The following is a 19,232-nucleotide window of genomic DNA, read 5'->3' as shown; positions in this document are numbered from 1 at the left end:
TAACTGTCTCCTCACTCACCCAACCGATCCAAAGCGTCACGCGCCGGATCCGATCCCAAATCAACCGCGCGCTGATAATAACGCCGCGCGGCCGACGGGTCCGGGCGCGGGAAAGGCGACGTCACTGTGCTGTGGGTCTTTGGGTCATACATCTCGGCAATCAGGATATTGGCCGAGGCCCGATCCTGCTGCGGCACTTCCTGATCATTGCTGATCGCAATCAACGCCCCAAGCGCAGCATCCAGATTCTGGGCTCCACCTGCGGCCAGCAGATCCTGCGCGGCCGTGAGCGGATTGTCCGCGGCAACAGCTTCTTGCGCGATCCCAACAGATTCGTTGACCTTGGCCGACGATCCACCTGCGCCAGACAGAAAGTACCATGCTCCACCCGCAATCGCGATCAACCCGACAATACCCGCAGCGATCAGGGGGAGCTTGCTGCCACCGGGCGGCTCTGGTGCCGCTGCGGGCTTACGTGCCGCTGCAGGTGTCGGTGCAACTTCGGCCCCGTTCATCGCTGATCGGAACAGGCCAGGCAAGTCGCTGGGTCGATCCTTGGGGTCGGCTTTCAGCAATTGCTCCAGGACCGACTTCAAGCCGGGGGCAACCTTCGGGTCGGTGATCTTGACATCCACCTTGCGATCTTCAACGGCGGCAAACCCTTTCCCCTCGCCCGGCAGTTCCAACCCGGCAGTGCGCATCAGAACCAAACCCAATGCATAAGCATCGGTCGCGGCCGAGACGTTGTTTCCGAACAATCCCAGCTGTTCCGGCGCGCAATACCGCAGCTTGCCCGCAAAACTGTCGCCGATGATCGACTTGTCAGTCCCGACGCTGTCCGACGCCAGACCAAAGTCAATGAACTTGGCCTGATTGATGTCATCATGTGAAATCATCACGTTGTCAGGCGCGACGTCCCGGTGAACGATGCCCAGCTTGTGAATCGCCTCCAACCCCTGTGCCAATCGCAAACCCAGCTTCAGGACATCATCAGACGACAGCCGTGCCCCTTTCTTCAGGAAGTGCGCCAACGGATGGCCCGGCACAAATTCCATCACCAGAAACAGCCGTCCATCTTTGTCCAGCATTGAGGTTTCGAACCGCACCACAGCGTCACTGCGGACGGTGCGCAACAGGTTCGCCTCGCGCCGGAACAGCTCGACTGCCTTCTGGTTCTTGGCAAAGCTCGGCGTCATGACTTTTATCGCCACATCGTGCCCGCTGGCCCGGTTCAACCCGCGAAAGGTGGCCCCCATACCGCCTTCGCCCAGAAGCGACTTGATCTCGTATGTGTCTTGCAGGACGCTGCCGGGTCGAAGTCCAAGTACTGAATGTTCCATGACCTATATTACCTCCGGCTTTTCAGGCTGATGGCGCTGTGTTTGGTGAAGGTACGGATATCCATGATCTGAAAACAGATACCGGCAAATACCAGAGACGAGGTGATCCCGAACACCACTGTCAGAAAAGCTGCAATGATGGTGGTTGTATCCGGGCCCAGCGGAGACAGGCGCAACATCGTAATCGCCGTAAAACAGAAAAACACTATGGACAGCCCGGTCGTTATCCAGACCAGCACCTCAAGCGATTTGTTCAACACATCCCGCATTGTTCAACCTTTCCAATTCATTCTTTGACAAACGACAAGGCAAGGGCCTGAAAGTCGTCTGAAATCTGATCCAAATCCGAATAGCCCGCTACAGTACGCGCACCGATATGGTCCTGTACCATCGCCAGACAGGCCGCGCGCTCACGACCCCGCCCGGCTTCCGTCGGGTAGATGAAATCGATCTGCTTGCGCAGCAAAACCGGCGAGTATTGATCAACCAGCCCCTCAATCAGGTTGGCATATTCGACGATGTCGGCCTTGGCCTTGGCTTCCAGCTCGGCCAGTTTGGCGGCGGCATCCTCTTTGGCGGCCAGAACTTCATCCAGAAATGCCTGATCTCCGCTTTGCCGGGCTTCCGCTTCCAGCGCATCCAGCTCTGGCGCGATTGTCAGCGACGAAATCAGAGCATTCAGATACCGCCGGATGCCCTGTCCACAGACCAGAACACCTGATGTCAGGATCAGGCGGATCGACTGATCCCGCTGTGCGTTGCGTTCGACACGTCCTCGGTTCAGCGTGTCCTTGATGACCGCCAATTGGGTTTTGGTTCGGTCCGACAGCGTCTCGGCCGAAATTTCATCCAGCAGGTCCATTGCTTCCTGTTCGCTGGCCGCCACTGCCAAACCTTCATCCGGGCGGGCCAGTTGATCCAGCCCATCTTTCAGGGCCTGATCCTGATCGGCGGACGTAATCGCCAACCCCTGCAACACCAGACGTGTGCCAGTGAACCGATCCGCCGAAGCAGCGTTGGACAGAATATCAAACGGCGGCACCTCGAACCGGGTCGAAGAGGAGATATCTGCCAAAGGGGTACGGGCATCCCCGCCCCGTTTCACGAACCCCCCGGCCTGACCGTGCAAGCGCCCGTGGCGAACCAGTGCAAACGGATCACCCACAACTTCGGCCGCATTTCCCAGCATATCATGCAAGCCCAGCGGGTTGGGTCGTAACGACCCCACGACCTGCAACTTGCCGCCAGCCGAAGCCGTACCCCCATGCGCGATAAACTCATCCTGCGGCGTACCGTCGGGCACAGGCGGCAAGGGCGCCCGGAACAGCGCCTGATCGACTGCCAAGCCTCCGCGCGCGGAATATTCCCATTCCTCTTCGGTCGGCAGCCGCAGATAGGCACGCGTCTCGCCAACGCGTGGTAGTGAATCCGGCGCATTCTGCATCAGCCAAAGCGTGTAGGTCTCGGCAAAGTGTTGATAATCCAGTTTTGTCTGCCCAACCGCAGGAACAAAGGCGCGTCGGCGCGGCTCTTTGTCGGGACAGCCGTCCATGACCACATCCCACTGCGCCTGCGCCAGCTCGTACTTGGCCATGTAGAAATAGCCTTTGGCCACCCCGTCATCATCCGCAAACGCGCCTGAAACAAACGCTCGGCGTAGTCCATTCAGGTAAGGTTGCTCGCTGCCTTCCTGACCCAGCACAACAGAAACGTCACCGATGACCCCGTCTGTATTCGGTGTCGCCACTTTGCGGAACGTCATGGCACCGCCGCAGGGCATGGGCAAACTCAGGTCACCTTCGGCCGGTTGAGGGTTATAGTATTTCTCGCGCCACGTGATGTCTTGCGCCTGCGCTGTTGCGGACAGGCCGAGAAGGCCGATCAAAGGGACCAAGGTAAAGCGAGACAGATTAAGCATGGGTCAGAACCTCCTGTGGTTCGACATTGCGAACGGCAAAAACGGCCCAAACTGCTGCAGTCACAGCCGTTACAGCCCCAAGACCCAGCGTGGCCAGAATGTCACCGGGGTAAAGGCGCGCAATGGACTCTCCGGGCGCGGTTTCGAAGCTGGCATTGATCGCCAACAAGAAAGGCAGGATGATGATCAATGTCGCGACAACACCGCCCAGAACCAGAGTCAGGCTTTGCACCACAGGGATGACGCAACGCTGCCGGTCCGGCATGGTCAGCATTGAAAACAGGCTGAAGATAACCCGTTGCCGCTCGACCATGCCGCGCAGATTGGCCGACATTGCGGCCCAGAATCCGAACATCGCCAAAGCCGCAATTGCCGTGAACAATATGTTCAGGTTCCGCCGGAAGGACAGCAATAGCGCCGCGTTTTCTGCCCGGGGACGCGATTGCAAACCCTGTTCGGACAGATACGCAGACAAGGTTCCGATATCCTCAAGCGAGCGAGCGTAGAGGCGGTAACTGGCATAACTTTCGGGTTCTGCCACCGGGTCTGTCCAGTTCCCCGGGGTTGCGGACAGATCATCCCGGAACCGTTCGACCGCCAGCAGATCGGGCACGGACAGGAAGATCGCAGGGCGTGGCCATATCTCAGCCGGAAGCACACCAATGACCGTCATGTCACGCCGCGCATTCTCGCGTTGCCCATCTACTTCGCGCCCGATAATCATGTCCAGCGTATCACCTGCCGCGACCGCCAGATCCTGCGCCAACTTGTCTGAAACCCAGACCCGACCGGGCGCAACCGCTTCGCCCTCGACCAGAGGGTCTCCGGCCGCAGAAGGGATCAGCGGTACAGCCCGTTCCAGTTTGCGCTGCGCTTCGTTTCGTACCGCGTTCGCGGATGTGTTGATCGAACGTGTTGCGGGTACAATGAATCCGACATCCTGCCGCGCGCCCAAAGCGGCAAAAAAGGCCGCATCGTGTTGCCCCGCGCCTATGGCCAGAATTTCGCGGTTCGACGGATCCTCGATCAGGCGCCCGACCATGGTACCGATGATACCGTTCTTGAGCGCAAGAATGATTAGCAAAGGACCAAGCACTCCGGCCAGCGCGGCGACGAAACAAAGCGCCGATTGCCAGTCGTGGCGCAATTCCCGAAGGGCCAGTTTGGTCGGTATCTTCATCGTCACGCCACCCTTGCCGCCGCGCGGCCTGCTGTAGAGAAGATGGAATAGGACTGTCCCTGATGATCCAGCAGCCGGTGATCGGCCCGCGGCGTGTTCGCGAACTCTCCGGTCTGAGCCTGATGGCTGGCCAGAACAACGGCTGATCCGGCCTCGGCGGCCAGATGTACGATCAAACCTTCGACCTCGGCCACATTGGCTGGGTCTAGGGCCGATACAGGCTCATCCAGCAACAGCAAAGCAGGTTGCCCCAACAAGGCCCGCGCAACCGACACACGCTGCCGCTGGCCAACAGACAACTGGCCAGGTTTGCGCGCCTTGTAGTCGCCCAGCCCCATGGCCCGGATCAGATGATCCTGCCATTCCGCATCCGGTTCCTGACCCGCGACACGGACAGGCAGTTCGATGTTCTCTACAAGGCTCAGATATGGAACCAGAGTGTTTGTCTGAAGCACAAAGCCCAGCTTGTCCGGACCCGCAAAAGCGGCTCGCGGAGTTTCAGGCGTAACCGGAACACCGGCAATCGCGTGCCGTGTATCCGGCAGATCAACCAACGGTAACGCGCCGGCGATCAGGCCTAAAGCGGTGCTTTTGCCCGCGCCGCTAACCGCATCCAGAACAATGGTCTCGCTTGCTGCAAGGTCCAGTTCTTCAATCACAACAAAGAACCCCGGCGCCCGTTCGATGCCCAGGTTCCGGATGGACAGAACAGTTTCAGGGTCGCTTGAGGACAAGAGTGATCCCTCCCAGTTCAACCTTGGACCTGGTATTGATCTGCACCGGTTCATTTGGCTTGATACGCTGCCCATCGACTTTGGTGCCATTCGAAGACCCAAGGTCCGTCAGTATCATTTTGCGCCCTTGCAATGACAGGCTCGCATGGCGGCGGCTCAGGTTGCGGTCGGTGACTGTCAGTGTGTTTTCACTTGCCCGCCCTATGGTCACACCGGATTTAAGCTGCGCGGCGCTGAACCGTGCGGATTGTCCCCCCATGTCCACAGCCAGAATGGGCCGGCCACCGGCATTGGGCACTACTGTCCCGCGGTTGGGCTCCAGTTCGGCCTCGCCACGGCTGTGTGAAGCCACATAATAAATCCCGCCGATCACCACGGCACCGCCACCGCACAGGACCGCGAAGATGATCCACCAGCTGTTCTGAGTACCGCCGGCATCTACAAATACAGGGTTTTCAGGATCACACTCTTGCTGGTGCGCGGTGAACGGAATACCTGCGTCACGCAAAAACCCGGCGATGGGATTCGTCGAGGATGCCCAGAATGTATTGTTCGTCGGTGTCCGGCCATCCGAACTCCAGACTGAGATGACAGTGTTGATGCCTAACACCGAGCCGCAATAGTCGATCAGCGGCCCGCCGGAGTTACCCTTGTTGACTGATGCAGTGTGCTGAACGATCTCTAGCGTCCGGCCTGTTTCGTTGAAAGACCCGGGCGTGATCTTGCTGATCGCGCCTTGTGTCAGCGTCGTTTCGAAAAAGGGCAGCATATCACCCTGCCCGTTTATCTGGTCGGACGACCCCGGATATCCCAAGGCCGCAACCTGTTCCCCTTTGAGGGCATTCCCCTCTCTCAACGTCAGAAAACCAGGCCTGTGGCCGCCATTTTCCTGCGGTGTGATGCGCAACAATGCCAGGTCCAGTTCACGTGAACTGTGCAGTACCCTGGCGTCGTAATAGTGGACCTGGTTATTGTGTTTGAACCCGACCTGAATTTCGCTACCACCGTCAATGACGTGGTGATTGGTGATGTAGTAGTACCCGGTGCCCTCGGGAACTTCCGACAAGACAAACCCGGACCCGGACCCGCCCCGCCCCCAATCGATCAATGTGCGCCCCATGGCTTTGTCCGCCTGTGCGACAACATCAGAGTTAATCTGAGCCTGTGCACCGTAAGACCCTAGTGAAATCAGAAATATGATCGATACGATCAGTAGACGAAATTCAGACACAACACTCACATCAAAGTTCCATACGCAATTACAACCAGTGCAACGACCAGAATAACGACTAATACAAGGACAGACGCTTTGCGCCCTGCACTCCTCCCGCGTTTCCGTGGTGGTTTGCGGTTGTCGGATTTCCGAACTGGCCGTGGGTCCGGCTTTTCAGTTTTCTCGGCAGGGGCGCTTAGATCGATGCCAGCAATCCGGGCATAATCCCGTGCGGTCCGAATGCGATCACGGGGCAGCAGCTTACACCCTATGTCGATCGCATTGAGCAGGACATCGTCATACTGGGCCTGCACCCGGTTGCGGTTCAGGTTCTGGCGCACGGGAACATAAGGGTCGCGCCCGGTGGCCCGCTTGTCCCGCCACCGCTCTTCCGCATTGGGCGGCAAGCTTTGAGATACCATTTCATAGAGGATCACGGACAACGCGAACAGGTCGCTCCATGGTCCCTCGTGGACGCCACCGGCCAAACCCGTTTTTTCAGGTGGAAACTGTTCGATGGCCGCATATTTCCGTGTGAACATGGACGCCAGACCGCTGGATTTTCCCATCAGACGCGCCGCGCCAAAATCGATCAGAATGGGTTGGCCGTCCTTGCGGATCATGACATTCGCAGGCTTCATGTCGCGATGCACAACCCCGACCTTGTGAACCGCATCCAATGCACCAAGCATCGATTGCAGGAACGTTTTTACCAGGTCCTCCGGTACGGCCCCGCGCGCCTCGACCATCCGGGTCATCATCCGGTCAAGCGGATCGCCATGGATGTACTCCATCACGCAATAGGCAGTGCCGTGTTTGCGGAATGCCGCACGCACCCGCATCAGACCTCGCTGCTGTGGCAGGTCGCGCAACAGATTGGCCTCTTGCAGAAATGCTTCGAGCCCCATGTGAAACAGTTGCTGCCCTTCGCTGGTCGGGGTTACCGCATTTTTGGGCCCGCGGTCAGCGTAATCCGCCGGAAAATATTCCTTGATGGCGAACCGCTCACCTGTTTCCCGGTTGCGCGACTGATAGGTGATGCCAAACCCCCCTTGCCCCAGCACGTCCCCCAGGACATAGCCGGCAAAGGTTTCTCCTTTTGGCAAATGAACGGTCACGGGTGAAGCTACTCCTGATCTATTGAATCAGAGGTTGGTTGCTCATCCTGACGGGTCACATCGTCCGACGCCTGATCTTCAGGCTGTTCGGGCGCGTCAGTTGGCGGAACATCATCATCTCCGGAAGTGTCCGGTTCAGCCTCGGGGTCCTGAATGTCCGGTTCTTCGGTCGGGGCGATCTGTTCTTCATCTGGCGGCGTGTCCGGAGAGGCCGGATCGACAACGGATCGATCCCCGATGCTACGCTCTTCCTGGGACGTCGGGGTTGTCTCGGGCGCCGGGGCCGGATCAACCTCTGCGGTTTCCTTGCCGCTGTATGTCAACGCCCCGACAACGGCCCCAATCGCCAAAGCCCCAAGCCCAATAGCTGCATATTTCAGCGACTTTTTCTTGCCGTCAGCTTGGTGAAAGGCCCATTGGCTGCCCCGCAGCATGCTGCTCATGCCATCCTGCACATGGGCGTAAACCACAACCGTCGTATTGTCCTGTTTGGGCTTGCCCTTCGCTTCGACCGCATTCAACAGATCCGAGGCCACGCCGCGCATATCGCGGCTTTTGCCGCTTTGCAGAACGCTGGCGATTTCGGCCTGAGGCAACGTGTCCAGTCCATCGGAACACGCCAGGACCACATCGCCCGGCTTCAGAGTGATCGCATTGACATCCGTCAGTGAAATCCGGTCCCCCATCAGAGCCGACCGCAATGCATTCCTGCGCGGATTGTGATCAGCCTCTTCCTGAGTGATCTGACCCGCCGCCACCATTTGCAGCAACTCGCCATATAGGGAATGATCTGCGTTCAGTTTTTTCAATCGGCCATCGCGCAGCAGGAACAGGCTGCTGTCGCCTACTGACACCCAAACCAGCCGGTCGCCAAGCTTCAAGGCGGCAACAAGCGTGCAGCCCATTCCTTTGAGATCCGGTTGGCTGGAAATCTTCTGGCGCAGTGCGTCATTGGCCGCCGTCAGAGACTCCTGCAATCTTTCGCGCGGGCGGGGGGCGTCCGAGCCTTCGACAAAATGCGATTTGAAGACCGACAGCGCCAGATTTGACGCCACCTCGCCCCCGGCATGCCCGCCCATCCCGTCGGCAACAAGCATGAGGATATCGGATTTGGGATCGCGCTCGTTCTGAAAGACAATATCAAACGCGTCTTCCTGATTTTCGCGCTGGCCCAGGCTCTGTTTGCCGCTGATGATTGTCATCTGGATCAGTCGTCAGAGTTTTCGGCCAGTTCAGACCAGTCAAAATCCTCGTTACAGAAGGCGACAAACCGCACATGTGTCTGCTTGGACAGCTCGATCAGCGCATAGTTCTCAAGCGGCATCGTGGCGGCAACGATCTGACCATTGATCCGGCTGATGTTGCGACCCGTTCCGGGGGCAGCAAAAAACACGCGGTTGGAATCGTCGAAAATGATCCGCAGATGGTCTTTGCCGGAAATCAATTTGTCGCCGAAATCCAGCGATACACGCTCATCACCCTCCCGGCCCAGCGTGTTCATACCCGAGCCCAGATTGACCGATTGTCCCAGACCCGGCCCCTTGACCACAACCAGCCATCCGGTAATGGGGTCAACCATCGGGTCAAACTCGGCCTTTCCGGCAAAATCCTTGGACATGCCGCCGTGATAGATCTGCGTCTTTTCGGATTCGACATATTCAGTCGGAGCTTCACTGAAAGACGACCCGCCAATCGCGTGCGTCGGTTCATTGTCCGACGGAGAGATGCTTTCGGTGAATCCCTCATCCCCGCCAAAGTCCACGTCACTCAGCTCTTCTTCGTCCTTGTCGAACAGCCAGCTTGTCTTGTTGTCGTTACCCATGTTCTTCACCTTTCCTGTTCAGTTGGTTCCGCCGCTCAGGCGCGAACCAGTTTCAGGCGTACGGACCCAAGGCCCACAGTGTCACCCACATTGATCCTCTGCGCGCCCTTGATCTTGCGGTCATTGACGAGCGTGCCATTCAAACTGTCCAGATCGCTGACTGTGAATCGGCCATCCTGCGACCCGCTCAGTTCGGCATGAACACGCGACACACCGCCGTCTGGAATGACCACGGCGTTAGTGCTGCTTCGGCCCAGCGTTGAGCGTCCGGCCGGCACAGGGAACCGATGCCCGTTATCGACCCGCACCAGATAAGCAACTGGAGGCGGCATATGAGCAGCCGTCGGCGCGCTGTCTGCACCGGGCATTTCGGTGACATCCGGAATGTCGCCTGTCTCAAGATCCTCAAGCTCATCTTCTTCATCTGCGCCGCCACGGCGCAGCAAGAGAACCGCCAGCAACAAAGCCAGTAGCGCCAGAACACCGGCACCAATATAAACGTAAAGCGCCGGCATCCCGAAAATTTTGTCATCGACTTCGGGTTCTTCGGGTTCCTCCGGTTGCGTCGCGGCTACGGTAACCGGCTGGAACTCTGCCGAATAGCTTTTGGTTTGGGTCTGGCCGGGTTGGCCCACGACCGGTTCAATCATGTCAATCGTGATCCGCGCAGGAGCGGGATCGCCAACCGGCATGATCAGGCCAGAGCCTTTAACCGCATTCCCATACGACCGGATAAAGCTGGAAACCACCGTGTTTGCGTTCTGCTGATTTTGCAGGAACACTTCCTCCATCAACCCTTGTTGCGGATCGGTCAGACGTTTGAGAACGTCAATGCCGCGTGTGGTGCGCGCATTACCCTGCGCTCGCCAGAACATCCCCAGGGCAGAAACCGAAACACCGGCCTTTTCCGCCGCTTCGGAAATCTCTTCGACTGTCGCCAAACCCTCTTCGTCACCATCGGTAATCACGATCAGGTTTTTCAGCAGAACGTCGTCCTGCTGGCTCAGCAATTCAATCGCGCCGGTCGCGTTCGCCACGAGACGCGTGTTCTGCTCTTTGATCTCAAGAGAGTCGATCACGTCTTCCGCACGAGAGCGGCTGGTGGAAAACGGTGAGAGTTCGACGATATCGTTTCCAAAGCCATAGATCGCGACTTTTTCATCAGGCGGCAGATTGGCCACCACGCGTGCGATCAGGTCGCGCTCACGGCTCCAGCTGCGAACCCGGCCACTGCGGTCCCCCACTGAAAGATCAATCAGCACCATGGTCGCCGACAGGGTCAGATTGCCCGGAAGCTCGTCAACATCCTTGACGAATTCGAAATCGGCCTGCGCATCCCCAAGGGACCGAAAGCTCATGCCGCCCCGCTCATTGCCCGAAGGCACGCGGACCAGACAACTGTCTTCGGGCGCGGGCTTTACGGGTGCGCAATCCAGAATGGCAAGCCCGGTCGCCGGCGCACGTGTCTTACCATCCTGCGCCTGGGCTACGCCCGCAAAAACCAATGCGGCCGCAACCGCCAAAAATGTACGTGATATTCCGTAGGTCACGATCCCAAGACCCCCCTCAGGCAAGACGTCCCGGCCGTCGCATGTGTCGACAAGCGCCGACCTGACGTGTTTCTTATCAGATTGACAGCGCGCGATAAGCCGACTTGATCCTGCTCAGTTCGGATCGAACCACAGACGCGCTGGCCCCGCTGGATACATCCCGTTCAACTGCACTCAGTTGCTTGTCCAGGGCTTGCACCTGCTGCAACTTTACCGGATCCGAAGCTGACGCCGCACGGGCCTTGGCCCCTTGTGCTTTGACATCCGCAATCTGCTTGCGCAGCGCGTTGATTTCGCTTTGGTTGGCATCACGCTGTGCCGCCAGTTGGGCATTGCGCTGCTCGGCAGCTTTGTTCTGGGCCAAAATGGCATCTGCCTGCGCCTTGTTCTGCGCGATCTGGCGGTCGTATTCCCCGGAATTCAGGTTGTTGATATTGTCGAAAAGCGTCGCCGTAGTCGGGTCAGTGGATCCTGTACACCCTGCAACTGCGATCAGAGAAACCAACATTGCAGGTTTTGAGAAACGAAAAAAATCAGATGTCATTTTTCACACTTACTATTGGAAAACCCGCGCCTGACAACAGACGCAGGTCAAAGGAATTTAAAGAAGATTGATGGATGCACGTGTTCGCGCCAGCCGGTTCTTGTTGCTGACCGCCGCATTCGTCGCACCGCCCAGTCCGGGCTGACCTTTGCTTGAGGCCGTGCGCAGTTCGGAAATCGTGCCGTCCATGTTCTTTTCACTGCGCTTCAACTCATTCGATACGACCTGACGGTTCGATTTGATTGCATTGACGCGCTTATTGTATGCGGACTGGGACAACTGACCGCCTTCCACCTGACGGCGCAATGACTTCAGTTCGGCGTTTTGCGACGCCAGAACCGAACGCAAGTTGGCCTGAACCGAATTCAGCTGCTTGCTGACATTGGACAGGTTGGCCAGAACAGCCTTGCTGTTGACGATTTCAACGTTTTTGGCGGCCGCCTTCTTGCCGACCTGATTGCCGCCTACACCGCCAATCAAACCGCCTGCTGCTGCACCGGCCGCGCAATCACTGGCACCGCCCCCCAGCAACAAACCAATACCACAGCCAACGGCCGCACCAGCCAAGGCACCCTGTATCGTGTTGTTGACGATGATGTCCTTGGAAGCCTGATCCAGACTGCGCACCTGCTTTTCAAGTTGTTTTTCCTGCTGCGTCTTACCGGCAACCGTCGATGATGTGGCGGATTGTATTGTTTCTTCGGTACAGGCTGAAAGTAGTAGGGAAAAAGCTGCAAAAATAGAAATAGCGACTGAACGCATAAAGTTACTCCGTACACTTAACACTCAAAAGTTTTCTTCGTAGTTGATTATGGAATCACATACTTTTTATTTTCAATCAACGATTCGCGCAAAATCATGTGAACAAACAAACTGTTTCGTCGCATAGTCAGAACCACAAATGCCTTATTCACCAAGGTCGAGCTTTGAAATGAAATTACCCTTTCAAGTCAGGGACAAGCTGTCTCTCGCAAATGATATTTTTTCCTTTTTCGGACACATTGGCGCCGGAATTGGCGCATTGTTTGCATTTCTTGGAGTTACATCCAACTTAGCAAACAGTACGTCAAATGTCGTATTTAATGTTCAGGTTTCGTCACTCTCACTTCCAGTCCGACTTACACTTTTAATCTTAATCGCAGCGGCGTTGGGGTGGGGTATGGGTGCGCTTGTTCACAAGCTGAGCCGGTCAAAAAATGACTCGCTGAGTTTCGCGGCCTATGTCATTGCTTTGTTGTGGGGTGGCTTGATGGTCGGCGCTGCGGACTGGCTTGCAATTGCGCCCCGGCAGCAGGTTTTGTCTGAAACTTTGCTGTTCACCGTTGCCGGTACAGGACTGGCCTTGTGGGTTGCGGGCTTTCACTTTCAAAGCGCAAGCACAGGTGGAAAACGCGTCTTGCGGATACAATGCGACGCCTTGTTCCTGTTTTCAATCGGGTCGGCCCTGTTCATGGTTCTGACATTGCTGGGAGCGCGCGCATGAAACTCGGTGGCCCTCTCGACTCCAAAAACGCGGCGCGACTGCTAAGCGCAGCCGCGATTCTTGATTTCATGTTTCTTGGCTTTGTGCTTGCCACTCTTGAGCCCGTGTTGCGCCAGGAACTGGGACTGAGAAACACAGGTCTTGCCCTACCTGTCGGATTGTATCTGGTTCTGGTGCTCATCTACTGGCTGATCTGCGAAGGATTCCTTAGCGGACATAGTCTGGGTCGCTACGCTATGCGCCTGAATATGCGGGACAAACGCGGGAAACTAGTGTCTCCGATGCGACGATCCACCCGCGCCATCAAGAAAATCATGTCTCTGGGTTTGACTGGAATGAACCCCAATGCAGCGTCGCGGTATGACAAAGCAGCCGAGGTGTCATGGTACAGCCCGATGGCACCGCGCCCCCTGGGGTTTTGGCAACTGGTCGTGCTTGATGGTCCGGATCGTGGAAAATCCATCGAGTTTCGAAAGGTCGCAGACTTGTTGAGCACACATCAGATCAAGATAGGCCGCGATCCGAACTGGTCAGATCTTGCACTATCGCGCAGCGAAAAAACCTCGGGCCAGCATTGCGTTCTGCGCGTCGAAAAGAAAGGCGCTCTCTATATCCGTGATATGGGGTCTTCCAACGGAACCTGGACCGGCGGGCGGCGTGTTGGCCCTGAAAAATGGGTCCCACTGGCCGCAGATGGTCGGTTCCGCGTCGGCAATGCGCGCATTGCCGTGCTTCGGTGATCCGGGCGAAACGCCGGAAAGCCGAGAACAAGGCCGCGATCGAAAGCTCGAACTCGTATGTCGTGCGTCACGGTCTGCCGCCGGACACATATCGGCAATTCTGATGCCAAGTTACGACCTGTTCCCCAATCCGGCTGGTGACGGTTGTCTTGTGGATTTTCAAGCGATCTGCTGAATGGGCTGAACACACATGTTGTCGTGCCTTTGCTGCCCAAAGCAACGGCACCAGACCCCGCCATACGGCTCGATCCTATCTTCGAGATGAAAGGCCAAACCCATGTCATGGCGACACAGTTCATGGCGGCGGTCCCGGGCGGGGTTTTGAACGCCCCGATCAGCAATCTGGAGGACCATTTCACTCAGATCGCTGCGGCTACCGACAAGCTGATGCAGGGGTTTAGAGTTGCGTTCTGGCCATCGCGGAACCGATGGCCAGAAGCAGGTCTTCAAGGTCAGTCGTAAAGAACGGCCGAGATTTTCGGATCGTCTATGTTGGATGCGTCATAATAGTAGAAGCCGGTATCGATCAGGGCAGGCACCTCTTCCCCCTTCATCGCAGCCACCGCGGCTTTGACGGTTTCATACCCGATGCCCACCGGGTTCTGAGTGATCGCGCCAGCCATCAACCCACTTTTGATCGCATCTTTCTGGGCCTTGCCGCTGTCATATCCGATAATGACAAGACCTTCTGTGCCCAGCTCTTGCACACCGTTCACAACGCCGATGGCCGAACCTTCATTGGTGCCAAAGATACCGTTGAGATCAGGGTTCGCCGTCAGAATTGCCTTGGTCACTTCGGTCGACTTCAGATGATCGCCCTGACCATATTGAATGGTGACAACTTCGATATCCGGATATTTCTCGGCGATGCGATTGACGAAGCCGTCGCGGCGGTCAATGCCAGTGCGACTGGTCTGGTCATGGGCCACAACGGCCACTTTACCTGCGCCGCCGATCTTCTCAGCCATCTTGTCAGCAGCCAAGGCCGCCGCCGCAAGGTTATCGGTGGTCGCAGTTGAAACCGGAATGTCGCTGTCAACGCCACTGTCAAAAGCGATAATCGGAATGCCCTTTTCATTTGCCTGCTTCAGCAGCGGAATGGCTGCCTGGCTGTCCAGCGCGGCGAACCCGATGGCCTTGGGATTGTTCGCCAAAGCTGCCGCAAGCATATCAATCTGGCGATCCACCATTGTTTCGTTATCAGGGCCTTCAAACGTGATGGTGACACCGTATTCGTCAGCGGCCTGTTCGGCGCCGGATTTCACCGCCTGCCAGAATTGATGTTGGAACCCTTTGGACACCAGCGGGATATATACCTCTTCGGCTGATGACATGGATGCCGGAACGGCCAGGGTCGCCGCACTCAGCGCCCCCAGAATGAAACGACGTGTAAGCATGTTTTCTCCTCCAGTTGGTCTTAGTATTTGATTTACAAGTAATTTCAGCCCGACTTCCTGCGCCGGGCCATGTCGGCGTAAACCGCAAGGATGATGATCGCGCCGGTGACAACGGTCTGCCACTCCTGCGCGACGGACAGCACCCGCAAACCGTTGGTCAGCACCGCCATGATCAAGGCGCCTATCAATGTTCCCAGAATCGTGCCGCGGCCACCGGAAAGGGACGTTCCTCCGATGACGACAGCGGCAATCGCTTCAAGCTCGTACCCAAGCCCCAGAGCAGGCTGGGCGGAATTCAGACGTGACGCGATCAGGATCCCCCCGATACCGCATATCCCTCCAGCCAGAGCGTAAATGCGCATTTTCCAAAGATCGGTATTCACCCCCGAAAGGCGCACTGCCTCTTCATTCGACCCCAGCGCAAAGGTGTAGCGACCAAGAACCGTGCGCCCCAGAATGTAAGACGCCGCAATGGCTACAAGAAACAGGATCAACACGCCGTTTGGGATAGGTAGCGCGGGAAGCACATCCCCGATCAGCGAGCCGCGTGAAATCTGATCGAAACCCGGCGTGTCGTTAAAATAGATCGGCCTGGTTCCGGAAATCACCAGCGACAACCCCTTGAGGATCAGCATCATGCCCAACGTGGCGATGAAAGGGGGGATTTTCATCTTGGCAACAAACGTACCCGAACACAGTCCGCAGAGCGCACCCGCGCAAATCGCCGCCGCGACGCCCAGCAACAGTGGCAGTCCAAGATATGTCAGCGCAACACCGGCAATTACGGCGCAAAACGTCATCAGGGTTCCCACTGACAGGTCGATCCCGCCGGTAATGATGACAAGTGTCGCCGCAACGGCCAACACCCCATTGACCGATGTCGCCTGCAAAATGGCAATCATGTTCGACGTTTGCATGAAGTTCGGCGATGCAATCGAGAACCCGATCAGCAACGCAATCAGACTGGCGAAGGCCAGCAGCTTTTGATAGGCGCCGCTTTCAGACAGCCCCGCCAGCGGGCTTTTCTTTTCGATATCCGTTGCTGAAGTCATTGCACTGTCCCTGTAACCTTCATTGCCGCCGCCCGCTGAGTCGCCAGATGCATGATGTCTTCCTGAGTGGTGTCTTTTCCGCCAGGCAGAATGCCGGTCAGTTGGCCTTCGCACATCACGGCGATTCGGTGGCTAAGGCGCATGATCTCGGGCAATTCAGACGAAATCACGATGATCGTCTTGCCCTGCCCCGCCAGTTCTTCCAGCAGCTTGTAGATTTCCGATTTCGCACCGACATCGATGCCGCGCGTGGGTTCATCGAAAATCAGGATATCGCAATCCCGCAGCAACCATTTTGCGATGACAACCTTTTGCTGATTGCCACCGGACAGCAAACGTACTTCCTGTGTGTCCGAAGGCGTTCGGATGCCCAGTTGAGTGATGTAGTTTTTTGCAGTAGCCGCCATTTCACCGTCGTGCAGGGTGCCGCCTGTCCCGGTAAACATGTCCATTGAAGCCAGGGCGATGTTGTCCCGAACATTCATTCCGGTGGCCAGGCCAAAGTGTTTTCGATCTTCGGACAGGTACCCGATGCCTGCCTTTACCGCGTCTTTCGGTGACCTGATCGAAACGGCCCTACCATGCACCCGAACTTCGCCGCTGTCCTTTGGGTCGGCACCAAAGATGGCGCGGGCCACTTCGGTGCGCCCAGCGCCCATCAACCCGGCAAAACCCAGAATCTCGCCCCTGAGGACCGAAAAGCTGACATCGCGAATTTCATGCCCTCTGCTCAGACCTGTCACTTCCAGCGAAACCTCGGCAGCGCTCAGATCGGGCGGCACCAGCGGTTCTTCCTTGACTTCGCGGCCTACCATCATCGCGATGATCTGGCTGATCGGCGTATCGGCCGCGCCAACCGTGCCAACATATTCTCCGTCGCGCATCACTGTGACCCGGTCGGCTATCTGCTTCAGCTCATCCATTTTGTGGCTGATATAGACGACACCCACACCTTCGGCCTTCAGGCGGCGGATAATGACAAATAACTCGGCTATTTCTGCGTCATTCAACGCCGCGGTCGGTTCATCCATGATCAAAACCCTGGACCGGTAAGACAGGGCCTTGGCGATCTCGACCATCTGTTGTTTCGCGATGGTCAGGCTGCCGACCAGCGCCTTGGGGTCTAGGTTGAGGTTCATGGACGAAAAAATTTCGGCAGTCTGCGCATTCAACACAGTATCGTCCAAACGACCAAACCGTTTTCGGGGTTCGCGGCCGATAAAGATGTTCTGCGCCACTGTCAGATCGTTCATCAGGCTCAGTTCCTGATGGATGATACCGATACCCAGGTCCTGCGCCTCGCGCGGGGTCTTCGGACTGGCATCCCGTCCTTCGATTTGCAGTGTGCCGCCGTCGCGCTGATAGATCCCCGAGAGGATTTTCATCAGCGTGCTTTTACCCGCGCCATTCTCGCCCATAAGCGCGTGAACTTCTTCGGGCATCAAATCGAACTGCACCGACTTCAGCGCATGGACACCGGGGAAGTGTTTCTCGATCCCCATCATGTCGACCAGTTTCTTCATTTATCCTCCCAAGTGCCCCTCTCCCCTGGGGCGCGCGTGGATTACATCACTGCGCCAATCTGCCAGGGCACGAATTCGACCCCGCCAAAACCAAGCTCCTCGCTTTTTGTTTGCTCGCCCGATGCAACGCGGATCAGCATTTCGAACAGTTCTTCACCTTTTGCTCCGATGCTTACGCCGTCAGTGACGATGTCACCGCAGTTCAGATCCATGTCTTCCGACATCCGGGCATACATTTCGGAATTGGTGGCCAACTTTACGCAAGGCGTTGGCTGATACCCAGAAACCGAGCCCCGCCCGGTGGTAAATACGATCAGGTTTGCACCCGCGGCCACCTGCCCGGTGACCGAGCACGGGTCAAAGCCGGGGCTGTCCATGAACACAAAGCCGGTCCGGTCGATTTTTTCGCCGAACTTGTAAACACCACTCAGGGGAGCGGTGCCGCCCTTGGCGACCGCGCCCAGCGACTTCTCCAGAATGGTCGTCAACCCGCCGCGCTTGTTTCCGGGGCTGGGATTGTTGTTCATTTCGCCGCCATTGCGGCGGGTGTATTCCTCCCACCAGCGGATGCGTTCGATCAGTTTTTCTCCGACTTCAACGGACTCCGCCCGACGGGTCAAAAGGTGTTCTGCACCATAAATTTCTGACGTTTCCGACAGGATCGTTGTGCCGCCATGCCGCACCAGCAGATCCGAGGCATAGCCAAGGGCCGGATTGGCGGTGATCCCGGAGTACCCATCCGAACCACCGCATTGCATTCCAACCATTAGGGCACTGACCGGGGCAGGTTCGCGTTCGGCTTTATTCGCCAATTCTGCAATCCCGCGCAGCTCTTCCAGACCACGTTCAATTGTGCGACGCGTACCACCCTCATTCTGAATCGTCATATAGCGCAACGCACCGTCGGAACGGATTGGGCGCCCCCCAACCAGATCGGCCACCTGCATCACTTCGCATCCAAGACCGATCAAAAGAATGCCGGCAAAATTCGGATGTTGGGCATATCCGGCCAGCGTCCGAAACAACGTGGCATACCCCTCGTCCGTACCCGACATGCCGCACCCGGTGCCGTGAACGATCGGAACGATGCCGTCCACATTTGGGTATGCGTCTAACAAACCCTTCTTTTCGGCAGCTTCAGCTATGAACCGCGCCACCGAACCGGAACAATTCACCGTGGTCAGAATACCGATGTAGTTGCGCGTACCGACCTTGCCGTCGGCACGGTGGAAACCCTGGAAAACGCGACCCCCGGAAAGCTCGGGCAACGGTCTGTTCGCGCTTGCATGCGCATAGTCCTGATGATGGGCACCCATACCCAGATTGTGAACATGCACATGCTCGCCCATCGCAATATCTGCCTTGGCCTGACCGATGATCTGGCCATACCGAATGACGTTTTCACCCGCTGCAATCTGTGCGGTCGCGATCTTGTGGCCCCGCGTGATGTCAGAGGAAAGCGACCCGGACAATTCGTCAGGCTGCGCACCGGAAAGAAGGTCACGCAAAGCGATGATCACATTGTCGTCCGGGCTCAGGCGGATCGTATCACGTGCCGCGCCGTCGGTGCCCTTGATATCTGAAACTGGGTGCATGGATTCCCCGCTTGGTCCGCCAC

The 19,232-nt window shown here is 57.2% G+C and carries 20 protein-coding genes; 4 read left to right on the top strand and 16 right to left on the bottom strand.

Annotation, left to right across the window (positions count from 1 at the left end; genetic code table 11):
- Positions 1 to 11 precede the first annotated feature (11 nt).
- The 12 genes from Q0816_RS07080 to Q0816_RS07025 form a co-directional block, all read right to left on the bottom strand.
- Entirely contained in the window at positions 12 to 1,340 is a 1,329-nt protein-coding gene (locus tag Q0816_RS07080; protein WP_298849022.1) for a serine/threonine-protein kinase, read from the bottom strand.
- 8 nt (positions 1,341 to 1,348) lie between these two features.
- Complete coding sequence (locus tag Q0816_RS07075; protein ID WP_298849020.1) at positions 1,349 to 1,609, bottom strand: hypothetical protein; 261 nt, start codon at positions 1,607 to 1,609, stop codon at positions 1,349 to 1,351.
- A 17-nt stretch (positions 1,610 to 1,626) separates the two neighbouring features.
- A complete protein-coding gene (locus tag Q0816_RS07070; protein WP_298849019.1) occupies positions 1,627 to 3,258 on the bottom strand; it encodes an SUMF1/EgtB/PvdO family nonheme iron enzyme in 1,632 nt (543 codons plus the stop codon).
- Positions 3,251 to 4,438 carry an ABC transporter gene (locus Q0816_RS07065; RefSeq protein WP_298849018.1) on the bottom strand — a complete coding sequence of 396 codons (1,188 nt, stop codon included), beginning with the start codon at positions 4,436 to 4,438 and terminating at the stop codon, positions 3,251 to 3,253. Before Q0816_RS07065 ends, Q0816_RS07070 begins: the two co-directional genes overlap by 8 nt.
- 2 nt (positions 4,439 to 4,440) lie before the next feature.
- A complete protein-coding gene (locus Q0816_RS07060) occupies positions 4,441 to 5,172 on the bottom strand; it encodes an ATP-binding cassette domain-containing protein (RefSeq protein WP_298849017.1) in 732 nt (243 codons plus the stop codon).
- Entirely contained in the window at positions 5,153 to 6,403 is a 1,251-nt protein-coding gene (locus Q0816_RS07055; RefSeq protein ID WP_298849016.1) for a trypsin-like peptidase domain-containing protein, read from the bottom strand. Before Q0816_RS07055 ends, Q0816_RS07060 begins: the two co-directional genes overlap by 20 nt.
- 5 nt (positions 6,404 to 6,408) lie before the next feature.
- Positions 6,409 to 7,503 carry a serine/threonine-protein kinase gene (locus Q0816_RS07050; protein ID WP_298849014.1) on the bottom strand — a complete coding sequence of 365 codons (1,095 nt, stop codon included), beginning with the start codon at positions 7,501 to 7,503 and terminating at the stop codon, positions 6,409 to 6,411.
- A gap of 8 nt (positions 7,504 to 7,511) precedes the next feature.
- On the bottom strand, positions 7,512 to 8,705 hold the full coding sequence (locus tag Q0816_RS07045; protein WP_298849012.1) for a protein phosphatase 2C domain-containing protein: 1,194 nt from the start codon (positions 8,703 to 8,705) through the stop codon (positions 7,512 to 7,514).
- A gap of 5 nt (positions 8,706 to 8,710) precedes the next feature.
- Positions 8,711 to 9,325 (bottom strand): FHA domain-containing protein, encoded by a 615-nt coding sequence (locus Q0816_RS07040; protein ID WP_298849010.1) that lies wholly within the window; start codon positions 9,323 to 9,325, stop codon positions 8,711 to 8,713.
- A gap of 35 nt (positions 9,326 to 9,360) precedes the next feature.
- Positions 9,361 to 10,875: an FHA domain-containing protein gene (locus Q0816_RS07035; RefSeq protein WP_298849009.1), complete on the bottom strand. Its 1,515-nt coding sequence runs from the start codon at positions 10,873 to 10,875 to the stop codon at positions 9,361 to 9,363.
- Between the two features lie 76 nt (positions 10,876 to 10,951).
- The gene (locus Q0816_RS07030) at positions 10,952 to 11,419 is read right to left on the bottom strand and encodes a hypothetical protein (protein WP_298849007.1); all 468 of its coding nucleotides are present in this window, start codon (positions 11,417 to 11,419) and stop codon (positions 10,952 to 10,954) included.
- A 57-nt stretch (positions 11,420 to 11,476) separates the two neighbouring features.
- A complete protein-coding gene (locus tag Q0816_RS07025) occupies positions 11,477 to 12,181 on the bottom strand; it encodes a hypothetical protein (RefSeq protein WP_298849005.1) in 705 nt (234 codons plus the stop codon).
- 397 nt (positions 12,182 to 12,578) lie between these two features.
- On the opposite strand from Q0816_RS07025, the gene Q0816_RS07020 reads away from it, so the two are divergent.
- The 4 genes from Q0816_RS07020 to Q0816_RS07005 are packed head-to-tail and all read left to right on the top strand — an operon-like array spanning position 12,579 to position 14,104.
- Entirely contained in the window at positions 12,579 to 12,902 is a 324-nt protein-coding gene (locus Q0816_RS07020) for a hypothetical protein (protein ID WP_298849004.1), read from the top strand.
- Positions 12,899 to 13,642, top strand: a complete 744-nt coding sequence (locus tag Q0816_RS07015) for an FHA domain-containing protein (RefSeq protein ID WP_298849003.1) — start codon at positions 12,899 to 12,901, stop codon at positions 13,640 to 13,642. The genes Q0816_RS07020 and Q0816_RS07015 overlap by 4 nt, the downstream gene beginning before the upstream one ends.
- Positions 13,576 to 13,746, top strand: a complete 171-nt coding sequence (locus tag Q0816_RS26000; RefSeq protein WP_367180472.1) for a type II toxin-antitoxin system CcdA family antitoxin — start codon at positions 13,576 to 13,578, stop codon at positions 13,744 to 13,746. The genes Q0816_RS07015 and Q0816_RS26000 overlap by 67 nt, the downstream gene beginning before the upstream one ends.
- Before the next feature lie 40 nt (positions 13,747 to 13,786).
- On the top strand, positions 13,787 to 14,104 hold the full coding sequence (locus tag Q0816_RS07005) for a CcdB family protein (protein WP_298848999.1): 318 nt from the start codon (positions 13,787 to 13,789) through the stop codon (positions 14,102 to 14,104).
- Here Q0816_RS07005 and Q0816_RS07000 read toward each other — a convergent pair.
- The 4 genes from Q0816_RS07000 to Q0816_RS06985 are packed head-to-tail and all read right to left on the bottom strand — an operon-like array spanning position 14,095 to position 19,209.
- On the bottom strand, positions 14,095 to 15,039 hold the full coding sequence (locus Q0816_RS07000; RefSeq protein WP_298848997.1) for an ABC transporter substrate-binding protein: 945 nt from the start codon (positions 15,037 to 15,039) through the stop codon (positions 14,095 to 14,097). The two genes, Q0816_RS07005 and Q0816_RS07000, sit on opposite strands and share 10 nt — an antisense overlap.
- A gap of 44 nt (positions 15,040 to 15,083) precedes the next feature.
- On the bottom strand, positions 15,084 to 16,091 hold the full coding sequence (locus tag Q0816_RS06995; protein ID WP_298848995.1) for an ABC transporter permease: 1,008 nt from the start codon (positions 16,089 to 16,091) through the stop codon (positions 15,084 to 15,086).
- On the bottom strand, positions 16,088 to 17,614 hold the full coding sequence (locus tag Q0816_RS06990) for a sugar ABC transporter ATP-binding protein (protein ID WP_298848993.1): 1,527 nt from the start codon (positions 17,612 to 17,614) through the stop codon (positions 16,088 to 16,090). The genes Q0816_RS06995 and Q0816_RS06990 overlap by 4 nt, the downstream gene beginning before the upstream one ends.
- Before the next feature lie 41 nt (positions 17,615 to 17,655).
- Entirely contained in the window at positions 17,656 to 19,209 is a 1,554-nt protein-coding gene (locus tag Q0816_RS06985; protein ID WP_298848991.1) for a UxaA family hydrolase, read from the bottom strand.
- Between the last annotated feature and the right edge of the window lie 23 nt (positions 19,210 to 19,232).

The sequence above is a fragment of the uncultured Ruegeria sp. genome (assembly GCF_947497005.1).
GTDB lineage: Bacteria > Pseudomonadota > Alphaproteobacteria > Rhodobacterales > Rhodobacteraceae > Ruegeria.
The sequence above is the reverse complement of the archived record's forward strand: the minus strand, read 5'-3'. Positions and strand labels throughout refer to the sequence as shown.